The organism is Prevotella sp. DNF00663, from assembly GCF_001553265.1.
Lineage (GTDB): Bacteria > Bacteroidota > Bacteroidia > Bacteroidales > Bacteroidaceae > Prevotella.
Genome location: NZ_KQ960659.1, coordinates 1 through 13,751, shown reverse-complemented (window position 1 = coordinate 13,751; position 13,751 = coordinate 1). Strand labels below are relative to the sequence as shown.

At 45.8% G+C, this 13,751-nt stretch carries 11 protein-coding genes and 1 tRNA gene; 4 read left to right on the top strand and 8 right to left on the bottom strand.

What is annotated here, in order from left to right; all coding sequences use genetic code 11:
• The first annotated feature begins 55 nt into the window (after window positions 1-55).
• Window positions 56-1,291: a serpin family protein gene (locus HMPREF3034_RS10320; protein ID WP_197421761.1), complete on the top strand. Its 1,236-nt coding sequence runs from the start codon at window positions 56-58 to the stop codon at window positions 1,289-1,291.
• A gap of 445 nt (window positions 1,292-1,736) precedes the next feature.
• Here HMPREF3034_RS10320 and tsaE read toward each other — a convergent pair whose 3' ends face one another.
• Genes tsaE through HMPREF3034_RS10280 form a run of 8 tightly spaced genes read right to left on the bottom strand, consistent with a single transcriptional unit; the run spans window position 1,737 to window position 11,425 of the window.
• Window positions 1,737-2,150, bottom strand: a complete 414-nt coding sequence (tsaE, locus tag HMPREF3034_RS10315) for a tRNA (adenosine(37)-N6)-threonylcarbamoyltransferase complex ATPase subunit type 1 TsaE (RefSeq protein ID WP_036896700.1) — start codon at window positions 2,148-2,150, stop codon at window positions 1,737-1,739.
• Between the two features lie 30 nt (window positions 2,151-2,180).
• A complete protein-coding gene (locus tag HMPREF3034_RS10310) occupies window positions 2,181-2,972 on the bottom strand; it encodes a hypothetical protein (protein ID WP_062435357.1) in 792 nt (263 codons plus the stop codon).
• Window positions 2,973-2,983: 11 nt separating this feature from the next.
• Window positions 2,984-4,564, bottom strand: a complete 1,581-nt coding sequence (locus HMPREF3034_RS10305; protein WP_062435355.1) for a T9SS response regulator signal transducer PorX — start codon at window positions 4,562-4,564, stop codon at window positions 2,984-2,986.
• A 3-nt stretch (window positions 4,565-4,567) separates the two neighbouring features.
• Window positions 4,568-7,744, bottom strand: coding sequence for a type IX secretion system periplasmic lipoprotein PorW/SprE (locus HMPREF3034_RS10300; RefSeq protein ID WP_369796376.1), 3,177 nt, complete (start codon window positions 7,742-7,744; stop codon window positions 4,568-4,570).
• 35 nt (window positions 7,745-7,779) lie between these two features.
• Window positions 7,780-8,613, bottom strand: coding sequence for a metal ABC transporter permease (locus HMPREF3034_RS10295; RefSeq protein WP_036896697.1), 834 nt, complete (start codon window positions 8,611-8,613; stop codon window positions 7,780-7,782).
• A complete protein-coding gene (locus HMPREF3034_RS10290; RefSeq protein WP_062435353.1) occupies window positions 8,613-8,999 on the bottom strand; it encodes a hypothetical protein in 387 nt (128 codons plus the stop codon). The genes HMPREF3034_RS10295 and HMPREF3034_RS10290 overlap by 1 nt, the downstream gene beginning before the upstream one ends.
• Before the next feature lie 5 nt (window positions 9,000-9,004).
• On the bottom strand, window positions 9,005-10,255 hold the full coding sequence (locus tag HMPREF3034_RS10285; RefSeq protein ID WP_062435350.1) for a 3-phosphoshikimate 1-carboxyvinyltransferase: 1,251 nt from the start codon (window positions 10,253-10,255) through the stop codon (window positions 9,005-9,007).
• Window positions 10,256-10,279: 24 nt separating this feature from the next.
• Window positions 10,280-11,425: a zinc-dependent metalloproteinase lipoprotein gene (locus HMPREF3034_RS10280; RefSeq protein WP_062435348.1), complete on the bottom strand. Its 1,146-nt coding sequence runs from the start codon at window positions 11,423-11,425 to the stop codon at window positions 10,280-10,282.
• Between the two features lie 187 nt (window positions 11,426-11,612).
• On the opposite strand from HMPREF3034_RS10280, the gene HMPREF3034_RS10275 reads away from it, so the two are divergent.
• The 3 genes from HMPREF3034_RS10275 to HMPREF3034_RS10265 all read left to right on the top strand — a co-directional run.
• Window positions 11,613-11,685, top strand: a tRNA-Pro gene (locus HMPREF3034_RS10275).
• A gap of 668 nt (window positions 11,686-12,353) precedes the next feature.
• Window positions 12,354-12,848, top strand: a complete 495-nt coding sequence (locus HMPREF3034_RS10270; RefSeq protein WP_052052805.1) for a DUF4251 domain-containing protein — start codon at window positions 12,354-12,356, stop codon at window positions 12,846-12,848.
• A 19-nt stretch (window positions 12,849-12,867) separates the two neighbouring features.
• Window positions 12,868-13,751: hypothetical protein (locus HMPREF3034_RS10265; protein ID WP_156431108.1), on the top strand; the 884-nt coding region annotated here is incomplete at its 3' end.

Genomic DNA, 13,751 nt, shown 5'->3' with positions numbered 1-13,751 from the left:
TATGGTTTGCTGGGCTTTTTCGTATATTTGCGATGTAATCAAAACAGTATTTTGTATGAAAAGAATGAAGTTTATCATGTCTATGTTTGGGTTTGCGAGCCTTAGTTGCCTATTGACAATTGGTTGCAAGCCAAAGATGAGTACTCAAAAGGTAGATAAAGACAGTGTCACAGTGCTAAATATGCGACTTGACAAGGTTGCTCAAGACTTTCTTGACTCGCGTGCACCGTCGGCTAAAGACAGTGCGTTGGTGCAGCAAACGAACAATCGAATGGCCTTTCAACTCTTCAAACAACTGTTTAATAAGACATCGAAGAAGTCTGTTTTCCTTTCTCCGCAGGGGCTCACCTATGCCCTTAGTATCATCAATGATGGTGCGGTCGGAGATACGCGTAAGGCATTTGAGCGGGTATTGGGCTTTGACAACTCACTACAGATGCGTGTCTTGCAGCATGAAATGATGTTGAGTCAAGCTTATAGGGGGCATGGCAAACAGGAACCAAAGTGGTCGTTTGCAGAGGTTGCCAATACGATAGACGTGCCGGATGGTCTCGTTCTATCGCCCGCATTTAAAGAAAATGCAACAAAGTATTATTTTGCGAGCATGCGAAGTGTTGAGAAGCAGAATATCACATTGACTTCCGAAGTTCGTTTCCACGGTTTTTGGAAGTATCCATTCGATGCTGCTGATACAGAACCCGATGCCCCTTTCTTTGATGGCGAACAGAAGATTGCTGAGGTACAGATGATGCATAATACGCTGCGTCAGTTATTATACTACGATGCCGGTGACTTCCGAATCTTGCAAATACCCTATACGGCCGGTTATCACATGTATGTATTACTGCCCAAAGAGGGTGTAGTGTTGGCAAAAGTCGTTCGTCAATTGGATACAAAGTCATGGGGATTGTTACAGAAGAATATGCACAAAATGGCACAGGTTGAGTTGGCTTTGCCGCGCATGGCATTGGAGACGTCTTATACACTCAATGATTATCTGGTGTCAATGGGGCTTGGAATTGCTTTTGGAGCGGCAGCTGACTTCTCTAAGATGACTGAAGGTCAGGTACCACTCTATATAAAGGAGGTGAAACAAAAGTCGAAGTTAATTGTGGCAGAGAAGAAGACGGAAGCACAATCTGTCACAACTGCCGAGATAGCTGTGTTGAGTGCCACGGTAGAAAATCCTCGGCCGGATCAAGTAAAGTTCTATTGTGACCATCCGTTTGCCTATGTTATTACCGATAAATATGGTTCCGTCAATTTCGTCGGCACGTTTTGGGGAAAATAAGAGGAAGTGTTGATATGAGGAGAGAATAGAGCTCGCCCTATATAGTCTGCGGTTTTGTCTTATGACTCAAGAACTCCTAAAATCAAAAACTTACAAACTTAATTGGCTGCAAGGTTGTGGCAGCATTACTGTTAAGCCTGTTCAGCGATGCTGCAAAGTTGAGGCAGCAATGTTGCCGGAACGATGCAGTCTGGTAGTAGATAAGTTGACAGGTTGACAAGTAGACGATTTGGGAGTGATAAGTGAGGAATGATGAGTTATGAGTGAGGGGTTATGAGTGAGGAGTGGGGAATCTATGGGTTAGAAGTTAAGGTATTGTTGCTTACGGTGGAGTACTTGTCGGCATGTTATTTAGTTGCAGAATGTATTCATCTTTCCCAATAGTTGTCTTGCGAAGAGATACTTTATCTCCCCCGTCCCCTTGGGAGAGGGGACGGGGGAGAGGTTAAAACTCCACGCTCCTAGAACCGTCTTCTTCGGTCGTGATAGTCACCTTCGTGGCATCGCCGGGAAGTATTTCCTCGATGAGTTCGGGCCATTCCAAGAAACAGAGGGCTCCACTATAGAAGTAATCTTCATATCCCATGTCGTAGACTTCTTCCAGTTTCTTGATGCGATAGAAGTCGAAATGGTAGATAATTTCTTCGGTTGTGTTCGACCGATATTCGTTGACAATGGCGAAAGTGGGTGATGTAATGACGTCTTCCACGCCCATCTCTTCGCATATAGCTTTGATGAATGTGGTTTTTCCGGCACCCATCTTACCGTAGAAAGCGAATACTTTACCTTCGCCCATGTGCTCGATAAATTGTTTGGCAGCCTCGTGGATGTTGTCTAATGAGTCGATTTTAATTTTCATATTCTGTGATTTTAATTTGTTGTTTCATTGCTAAGAAGTACTGACACAGTAAAATATACTAACAATTATTGGGAGAATTAAACTCGCGATAAGATATATTCGCGCACTTTTCGTATCTTCTCTATTGTAGATAATATAGAGTGGAATACTGAGAATGGGTCCAATAACAAAGCATAGCACGGTCAATAATAGATTGGGTGAAGATGGCTGAACGGACTTTTCAAACACGAGTTCATCTCTATTGCGTTTGAAGTGCATGGCTATTTTGTCTCTGACATCAAGGTCGTGGGTATCATGAAAAGCATAATATGTACGCTTCTTGGTTATAATCTTGGCGTAATGGCGATATAGGAATACCCGCTTTACATTGCTCCAACTATCTTCCATATAGCATACAGCAGCATCGTTTAGGGTGGTAATGAGTCTGATACCCTCGGCAGATAATTCCACTGCGGGTATCTTAGAGCTTAACCGGCGATAGTGTACAATGAGTTTCCCTAATTTATATATCATGACTAGCAGCATGAAGCTAACAGTTATCATGATACTAAAAAACTCGGCGGGGGAGAGAGTTATCAGTCCTATGGCTGTATAATAAGAAGTAAAATTGATATCTTGAGGGTCAAAGAATACACGATATAGAAATTTTGTCAAGTTGTCCGGGTAGTAACATGTGACAGGCGTGTTGATATTGCGCCCTAAAGCCAATGGACGTACAGAGCGCCAATTGTTGATGAATCGCTTTATCATCACGGTAACAGCAATTATACCAAGTATGAAAGCGATACCACGTGTCAAGTATAATAATAGTTGTTCTTGCATGTATCAAGGAATTAACGTTTGCGTGGAGTGAGTGTTACCAACGGTATGAGCATCTCTTCCATAGAGATGCCACCATGTTGGAACGTGTCTTTGTAGTACGACACGTAATAGTTGTAATTGTTGGGATAGGCAAAGAAGTCGTCGCCTGTAGCAAATACGTAACTCGTACTGATGTTGGGTGAAGGCAATAGAGCCTTGCGTGGCTCTTTAATGACGAACAGTTGTCGGTCGTCGTAGGCTAGATTGCGTCCCAACTTATACCGCAGATTGGTGTTGGTGTTGCGGTCGCCGATGATTTTTACTGGCTTTTGGGCACGTATACTACCGTGATCGGTGGTAACGATGACGCGACATGACTGCCCGGCAAGGTGCTTGAAGAGGTCAGCCAGCACCGAGTGTCTGAACCAACTTCGTGTGATGGAGCGGTAGGCACTTTCGTCTTTGGCAAGTTCGCGTACCATACGCGACTCGGTACGAGCATGGGATAGCATGTCGATAAAGTTCACAACAACTACGTTTAGATCGTAGTTTTCTAGTTCGTTGAGATGACTCATGAAGTCTTTTGCACCGTCTGAGTCATTGATTTTATGGTAGCTGAACGTGTCACGACGGCGAAAACGCGCTATTTGTGTGGCTATCAACTCGTCTTCTTTCAGGTTTTTTCCCTCGTCTTCTTCCTCATCTACCCACAGTTCCGGGTACATTTGAGCTATTTCGGCAGGCATCAATCCACTGAAAATAGCGTTACGTGCGTATTGAGTAGCAGTGGGTAGGATGGATTGATAGAGGTCTTCGCTGATTTCAAACTGGTCGCTGAGATCGGACATGATAGTACGCCATTGGTCGTAACGAAAGTTGTCTATGACCACGAGATACACTTTTTCGCCTTGGTCGAGCGGTGGAAATACACTGTGTTTGAAAATGTCGGGGCTCATCAGAGGTCTGTCTGTGGCCTGTTGTCCCGTCTTGCGAGCCTGTGCTAATTGCTCCATCCAGTCCATATAATGCTGTTTGACGTATTTGGCATAGCCCTGATTGGCCTCGTCTTTCTGTATACGTAGCATGTCGGTCATGGCACTGTCGGCGTGGCTTAGTTCCAATTCCCAGTGCACCAGTCGGCGATAAAGTGTTGTCCAATCATCGTGTGTACGACAGTCTTGCATTTGCATGGAAATCTGTTGGAAGTTTTGTTGGTAGCCGGTCTGTGTTACTTCGCTTACAATCTCGCGACTATGGATGTTCTTTTTGAGTGATAGGAGTATCTGATTGGGATTCACCGGCTTGATGAGATAGTCGGCTATCTTTTTCCCGATAGCCTGTTCCATGATATTCTCTTCTTCACTTCGCGTCACCATAACAACCGGTGTGGCCGGCGAAATCTCCTTGATGCGCTGCAAAGTCTCCAATCCGGAGAGACCGGGCATCATCTCATCGAGTAAGATAAGGTCGTAAGTGCGTTGCGAAACCATGTCTATGGCGTCGCTGCCGTTGTTGGTGGTCTCTACTTCGTAGCCTTTCTTGGTGAGGAAGAGAATGTGGGCGCGTAGCAATTCTATCTCGTCGTCCACCCAAAGTAACAATCCATTGCTCATATTCTAGAATCCATCTAAGTCGTAATATTCGTCTTCCAAGTCTAGCGGCTTGGACTTTTTCTTATCTTTTTCGTTCTCTTGTGTACCCTTTTTCTTACTCTCTGTCTTCGGCAAACCATTGTCGAAGTAGATGCCAGTATTCTCTTTTCGAGGTTTGGCAGGCTGGGGGAGTGGTTTGGGTTTCACTGTTGGTAGCGCGTTTTTGTCGACCGTTGGTTGCTTTACGGGTTGACCTATCGGGATGGTGATGCCTCCCTTGGATGGCTGCTGTGTTGGTTTAACAGGTTCAAGCGGAATCGTTGTGCCCGTATTGGGAACTTGTGTTTTAGGTTTCTCATCTTCTAATGGGATGAAAATACCATTGTTGATGTCGTCGCTTTGATCGAGTATGCGGTCTATTTCTTCCTCTGTTTTTGGTGCGGCTGGCTGCTGTTTGTCTGTTGTTATCTCTATCGGCTCGGTCAAGAGTTGATAGAGCGACACTTTGAGCCGGGCGAAATGTTTCGCATAGAAGGCTTCATAGTCGGCATAACTGAACTGTGTACCGAGTAAGGGAAGATTGATGTCGCTGATGATAACAGGATGTGCGTTGCCTTTTAGTGCGTTGATATGCTCTTGTTGGCGCAGTTGTCGAGCATATTGTAAAGCTTCATCGAAGTTTCGGAAGCCTGTTACCATCATACGACGAAGGCCGTCGGCATCTTCAATCTTGATGTCAAAGTTGCGTACCAGATAGTTGGTGAAGTTGTATTTTGCCAGTTCAAAGAGTAATTGATTCTCCTTTATGGAGTCAGGATGATACACCATCATGAAGACGAATGGGGTATTTCGCTCGGTCGAGAAGCCTTGTATCTGTGTTGTGTCGCTTTCGTTGAGCACCACGCTGCGGCGATTCCACATGTCACTCATGTCGAAATGGCCGCTTCTAACCTGCCTGCCTGCCTTCACACCGTTGATAATCATGCCGGCCATGGTGCTGAGCTGACTCTCCGGATATTTCTCTACGAGCATATTCAGGTCGCGTAGGCACTCGTCGAGATGGCCGTTGTTGAGTTTGTTAAGTGCTCCGATGAAGAGGAATTTGTCGCGATTGGCTCCAGTGGGGAAACGCCTGTCGGAGATGGAAATATTGTTGCTGACTTCGTTGTAACGGTTGTTACGGAAGGCGTTATAAGTGGCTGTATAGAGCGAATCTTCCAATTGTTCGCCTTGTCGAGCATTCTCTTCGAAGTTTGGATCGGCTATGAGGCGCGTCCATTCACTTTTGGAATGGTTGTGTTTCAACAGCTCCAAGTAGGTTTGGGCGCGGTCTTTACGTCCTAATCGAGAATAAAGTAAGAAGAGATGATAGTAGGCTTCGTCCATTTTCTCAAACTTTGGAAAATGCGTAATGAGCCTGATGAGGGTGCGTTCGCTTAGAGATAGGTGGTCCATCTTATCTTTAAAGATGACACCGGAGCCGAAAAGACCGTCGGCCAACAGCTTATTGCTAGCTGCTAACTGCTCTGCGGATAATGGAATTTGGGCGAGATAATAAGCACGAGTGTGCGGATCGGCAGCTGCACTGTCGGCATTTTGGTGTGTTTGAGTGTGGTATTCCTGCCTTTGGAGTGTAGAATCAGCAGGTAAAGTATTGGTGTTTCCGTCGGCATGCACAACAGTTTTGTTGATGCGTTGCCAGTTGTTTACGTTGTCGCGCTTGCCCCATAGGCGTTGGAAAGTCTCTTTTCCCTGTGCCACAGCCATCGGATTGTAGAAATACCATTTGCTGTTTTGTGGAGTTGTAGGTCGTGTTTGGGGTGTTGAGATTGGACCCGATTCGGTTTGACCACCACTTTGTTGTCTGGCCATTTCAGCCTGCATGTCACGTTCTTTACGCTCTTTCTTCTTCAAATCGCTGATGATTTGGTCGATAATCTTGTTTCGATCGGTATCGGACATGAGTGCCAAACGTTGCAAGGAATCCTGTAATTCTACGGCATTGGTATGGGGTACCAACTCGTCTAGGACCTTGGTGCGTTCTGATAGTTGCTTATAATCCTTGCGATCTTGGTCGAGTAAGCCCAAAGCCTCGTTGTAACAACGCTGGGCATCAGCAAATTTCTCGCGGTTCCAATACAAGTCTCCTAATCTCAAAAGGAGCACTCCTTTCTCTATTCCGCTGCGTTTAGCCTTTTCGTTGCCTTGTTCGTAGGCGTCAATAGCGTGCAAGGTGTCGCGCCGTGTAAGGTAAATGTTGCCGATGGCATAGTATATTTGGTCGAGATATTCGGCATTGTTGGGCGATGAGGCCATGTGCTTGAGGTACGAAATCATTTTGTCCGACGGGCCTTCGGACATTACCTTCGTCATTGATATGCGTGCATTGAACTCCAAATTGTATGGCGGATTTAGTCGGATTACGTGCTGATAAGCCTTTAAGGCCTCCGCTTTATTGCCCTGAAGTTCCAATAGTTGACCTAGCAGATACCACTCTCTAGCCCGTTGCTTGCGCCGCATCTCATGGCGAATCACCCGTTGTAAGTAGGGAATAGCCTTGTCGTATTCCCCCGTATGGATGTAGTAATCGGTGTAGGTATAGTCCCATTCCTTTTGGGCTGTCCAATGAATAGAGTCGCGTTGTATGTTGCGAATGACGTCTTCAGCATCGTATAGCCACCCTTCTTCAATGTAGGCCTTGGCCAACCAAGCCCGTGCTTTTCCGTAAATGGCGGGTTGCGAGCGATAGAGGCGACTCATATAAACGAATGTGGAAGCTGCATCGTCGAACGCACCTTCATGGAATTGGGCACGCCCCATGAGCATCCAAGCCTTCCAAAGAAACGGATTGTATTCGCGACGACTCAACCATTCAATATCTTTAGCAGTCTTATGACGTCCCGGATTCCACTCCGGTCGGCGCTTGATGCTATGCAGATGGATGGCTTTCTTGCTCTTTTCGATGGCTCTGTCGAAGTTCATTTTGCCCAGTTCGCGACTATTCTTGTTGCTAACAGGATAGAGAGGAATGAGCTCGGTGAAGTTGTCTACGTTGCCATTCTCTTTTTCCAAAGAGCCGTCTATGTAGGCTTGGCTACCGTTGTAATACACATTGTAGCGTGTATTGAAAGCATGCCACCATCTCGACTTGGCAGTATTATGCTGCGTGGAGCAACCTGCCAAGATCATAAATGCCATCATAGGCAGGGTAAGGGCGATATGTCGGCAACTTGTTTTCAGCTTTGTGAGAGGGCTTGTTGGACAATCCACTTCGACCGAAGTGTTACAAATACTTTCATGATGACAAGAATGATGATGCTCATAAAGATGATGGAAGCGCCCGATGGTACGTTGAGACTATAGGAAAGTGTCAGTCCCAACAAGCAATCTATCCATCCGAAGAGGATGCTGAGAGCCACGATGCGCTTGAAATTGAAGGTGAATAGATTGGCAGTCATTTGCGGAATGGTGAGTAAACTAATCGCCAATACGATGCCGACCATGCGCAATGTGGCGACGATGGTCATGGCAATGAGTATCATCATCATGTATTCGATGAAATCGACAGGTAGCTTTTGCGACCGCGCAAAATAAGAATCGAACGAAACAGTGAGTATCTGTCGGTAGAAAATGGTAAATATTGCGATGGTCAAAAGGGTGAGCAAGCCGAGTAACCACAGGTCGGGCGTGTCGATGGTGAGGATACTTCCGAAGAGGAAAGAAGATAAGTCGGGCATGAAACCGGGCGTTAGGAAGCTGCAGATGATACCCACACTCATGCCAAAGGTCCAAAAGACGGCTATGGCTGAATCCTCTCTAGTATCGCCTTGGTGCGACATCCATTGTACACCACAGGCACTTAAAACCGAGAAAATCATGGCCGAGAGTATCGGGTTGATACCTAAATACACGCCCAGTCCGACTCCGCCAAACGACGCATGGGTAATTCCCCCACTGATAAATACCAGCCGGCGTGTCACGATATACGTTCCTACGAATCCGCAAAGAATGCTCGCCAGCAGACTACCGAGCAGTGCATTCTGGAAGAAACTATAACTGAGAATATCCATTATTCGGCTAATGCTATGAATTCATCCTTGATTTGGTCGGGCATATTGATGCCTCTGAGGATGAGACTACGGTTCCATGCCTTCACTTCTTCGGGTTTCATGGTGTACATAATCTCCGAAAACTCATCGGCTTCTGTGTCAGAATACTGGTTGGAAGGACGGTCGTGATAGGCATCGAGTTCCTCATCGTCGAAGTATTCTATATCTTTCGTTGCAGCTTCGAGCATGCAATCTTGTTCGCACATATCATTATCGCCAGTGCAAGTGGCACAACTTGCCGTGGCCGGATGTACGATGTCGTCGCCTCCACCACGATGGGAAGAGATGATTCCCAGCAGTGCTGTGAACACTCCTAGGGCTATAAGAATGAGTATGAGATATATCATAATCGTTAATCTTGTTTGATAATGCGGAATCCGGCAACTTGTAAATCGTCCCAATAATGCGGGTACGACTTGCTGACAACCTCCGGGTTGCGAATCTTGATATGCTCTAAAACGAGGGCGGCAGGGGCAAATGCCAAGGCCATACGGTGGTCTTCGTAGGTGTCTATCGGTTCGAATGTTGGTTCACATCGTTCACCTTCCCACGACAATTCGCTGTCGTTATGCGATTGAATGGCGTAGCCCAACTTGCGAAGTTCTTGTTTGAGGGCTTCAATGCGGTCGGTCTCCTTAATCTTCAGACTTGCTAATCCCGTGAAATGGAAGTGGATTCCCATGAGCACACAGGTCACAACGACCGTTTGGGCAAGGTCTGGAGATCCTGTAAAATCGTAATCAAGTCGGGGCAACATGCAGCGATGATGTGATAATTTGACTGTTGTCAATTCGCCTTGTTGGGTCGATTCAAAAGTAGTTTTCACGCCCATGAGCGAGAATATGTATTTTACCACAGAATCACCTTGCTTGCTTGCATCCATCAGACCAGTTAAGTTGACGACCGCCTCGGTGTCTTTCGTGAGTGCCATCATCTCATACCAATACGAGGCAGCGCTCCAATCGCTCTCAATACGGTAAGGCTTTTGTGTATAGGGATGTGGTTTGACGGTGACAGTGTCCACGTCCGACCAGTCGGCTTCGGCTCCAAACTCGCGCATTGTGCACAATGTCAGGTCGATATAAGGGCGCGATACAATCTCGCCGGTCATGCGTAATTCAAGTCCACGAGCCAATACCGGTCCTATCATGAGTAGTGCCGAAATGTATTGCGAACTGATATCGCCCGGTATTTCGAGCTGTCCGCCTTCTAAGGTATGGCCCTTGATGCGGAGTGGTGGGAATCCTTCTTCACCTTCATAAGTGATGTCGGCACCTAGATAGCGCAGTGCATCGACCAGTACACTGATGGGACGGTGCTTCATGCGTTCTGTTCCGGTAATGGAATGCTCACCCTCCATGACGCTTAGATAGGCCGTCATGAAGCGCATAGCTGTTCCAGCGGCCTTGATATCCACGGTTTCCGGCAGATCATCGATAATGCGTAAGATGACATCGGTGTCGTCACAGTCGGATAAATTATCCGGTAATATGTTGCCTCCTGACAATGCATGGATAATCAGCGCGCGGTTGCTGATGCTCTTAGAAGCCGGAGGCGTGATGTTGGCCTGCAATTGTTGCGGAGCGATAATGTCGTATATCATGTGTTAGGATATGATTCTTTCGGATTATTTACGAAGTTTCATAGGCAGATTGACGACGCCCTCAGGGGGTGCAATGATGCCCCGAACCTTGTTTAATGGCTTTTTGGGGCCGGGAATCAGTAATCCGTAGTAGAGCACGGTGCGCATGCGTTTCACCTGATTGTCGGTGAATTGAAAGCCTAGATTCAAATCGTAGTCCATGAAATTAGATGCTCGGAACGGTGCACCTGTACACGGTTGGCGTTCCAACATCTTATAAAGGTCGAACTGTTGGCCATTGAGTGTGGCTAAATAGTCCTTCAATTGTTTCTCGTATTCCACTCGGTTGTAGCTTGGAGTGTCTTTGCAATAGTCGGTATCGGCGCAACTATCTAATGTCGCTGTGTCGTTTTCGGTGAACACATGGTGTAGTCCCAAGTAGTGACCTAGTTCGTGTGCTAGCGTCACATTGACGTCTACCGATGAAAATTGATACCCTTTGGCGCCCTTGTCGGCAGCCGTATAGCGCGTGGATTCGTCGTAGATATAATCGCTATTGATAGATGTACAGAAGGGATAACTAAGATTTTTCTTGCTCAACGACGTATAGTCCACGCGACTCAAGCCCTCCAGCGAGTCGGTCAGAGCCTTTGGCATGAGGGGCAGATGGCTGATACCGAGTGTTCCGCTCTTTTGTTCGCCGTCGTCGGTCTTGAATGGATAGACCATGATATTGATGTAATCGTTCGGTTCCCACAGATATTGTACGTTACTTTTAGCCGACATAAACTTCTGGAAGTCGATGGGATACTCGCCTGTCCATTGGATATATTCCACACCGGGGGTACTGAGTAAGTTGCCTTTCTCGTCTTTCTGAGCCAGTTGGAAATTTACGTTGACGGCACTACTCGAACCGTAAACACCGCCCTTATATAATTCATTGAGATAGCCCACCATTGTCTTCAATCGCTCGGCCTTCACATGTTGCGTCATGTTGGTAGCGTCTTGATAAAACACGTGGAAGATAATGGGCAGTTGATATGTATAAGTATCTGTGATGGTTGCTTTGTCGTCGTCTTGTTTGGTGGTTGTCGGCTCGCCGGTTTTAGGGGTTGCCACGACGTCGTCCTTAGTACAAGAGGCCAATAAAAGAAGTCCTGAACATAGCCATAAAAATATATTATTCTTCATCTACCTATTTATATATAATGTAAATACAAAGGTAAACGAAAAACCATGAAACACAAAATAAACTGCTGCTTTTTCGTGTTGGCATAGTGGAAGTCGGTGGCTGAAATCAAAAAAGCATAGAAAAAGTGGCGTGTAAATTTGCAGATGTCTATACTAATTCATACCTTTGCAGTCACAAATAAGAGTTCGGGATTTAGCGCAGTTGGTAGCGCACACGTCTGGGGGGCGCGAGGTCGCTGGTTCGAGTCCAGTAATCCCGACTTCATTTTAAGTAAAAAGGGACTGTCTGACAGTCCCTTTTTCTTTTTTATCTTCCTAATTTTTCATTCCTAGGTCATAACAGCTTACCCTTAATAAGAATCTGTAGGAGTATTACATATTGTGTTCGCAATCAAATTATGGTTATCAACTGTATTCATTCTTACTTGTAAATCTTGCAATTAACTTCCCACTATCAGCTTGCTCATTAGTTTTTTGCTATATATTTCATATCATAATGAAAGTTGTAAATCCCCACTTTCCACTCCTAACTCTTCACTCTAAGTGTGTTGCAGGGACTTTTCAAGCTTGTTGCATGAACTCGGCAGCGATGTTGTAGAGCCGAAGCAAGGATGTTGCGGAGCCGTAGCAGTAGTTTGAGAGTGAAGAATAGTGGAGTGAGAGGTGAAGTGCTTGTAAATGAAAGTCGATGAAGTTAAAGGTTAAGTAATTATTGGCTGCTGGGTGATATATATAGTGCCACATTGTTTTTAATTTTTATTGTTTTATCAGATGTAAAGATCGAGGCGATTTTTTGTTGTTATAAACATTAATATATATCTTTGTGGGAGTGGGTATAGATGTGAGAATGATACGTATGGATGTGCTTAATTTGTCCTTATGGAGTCACGGAAGACCCACAAATTGTTAAATTTAAAATGATATACGTATGATGAAGAAATTATATTTGATGACCTTTGTGGCGATGTTGTTGGTTTCGTGCGGTACGCCAAGGACTGCGGAAGAGAAGGTGGTGTTGCGACAGCGCACGGCACAGCAGGTGGAACAGGCTTTGAACGATCGCCATTATACCATTACGGTGGACTATATGCAGCCGGCCGTGGGACCGAGTCGCCGATTGGATTTCGGATATAGCTTAACGGTCAAGGGGGATACGCTTCATTCTTATCTGCCTTATTTTGGGCGTGCTTACAACATACCTTATGGTGGAGGGAAGGGACTTAACTTTGTAGCTCAGATTGTGGGATATACCGAACGAGAGGTGAAAAGGGGGCTGAAAGAGATTGTGATTGATACGGATAATAAGGAAGACCAATTGCAATATGTGTTGTCAGTGTTTGACAATGGCAGCGCGTCGATAATGGCTTATGCCCGTCAACGCGACAGGATAGGCTTTACGGGTAATATGGAACTGGATAAATAACTTGGAAATAGATAGATAAATGAAGCGAATTGCCATGGTGTGTGGGCTACTTTTATTCGCAGTTGCCACATTCTCTCAAAACTCTGCTACCCGATATTTGATAAGTTACGATCGCCAACACATGTTTCTTAGACATGGACAAGAGATGAACGTGGTGGATATGGAATTGGAATGGCCGCGTTTGCTCAATGGTGAGCGAGCCGATTCGTTGCAAGCCAAACTTTGCAGGATAGCTTTTGGACAATATGCAGGAAGCGTAGAACAGAGCAGAAAGGCTTTCCTGAATCGATTAGGGCAGCCGGTAGTAGGGCAGTTGGATTCGCTTCCCGATGACCGGAAATTTTGTTATGTGCGTTGTAAAGTGCAACAGCTAGGTTTCTCACCCGAACGTTTTATCTCGTTCCGTGTAGAATATGATTGTCAGCCAGAGGCACTCTCATCGCAGAAAGCTGAAAGTAGGATTCGCTTCATTACTTACGATATGACTGCACACGAGGTGATGGAAGAGAGTGATATGATGGATTTGGGCGCATTGATGAACGATTCTTATAACTATTCAACACTGTTGCGATATCTGTCGCATGGCGCTCGGACTTCGCTTCAAGGTGAGATCGAGGCTTCATCGGTGCTGGGGCCGGCACTGAGTGGCGAGCATTCGGCTGTGTTCGAAGTGTTCTATAATAATGGTGCTGATAGTTTTTTGAGTGATATTCCCTATGAGGTTTTGCGCGGGGCGATGAAACGTCGAGTGAAGAAAATGATGAAAGCTACGACTCAGCCAGTCGCTCTTGTCGATAATTTGGAATTTAACGACGGAATAGATGATTCACTTACGATTTGTAAGCAGCCCGATGTGCAACCCACATATAAAAATACGCGAGTTCGGGATAAGAAAAGCTTTAG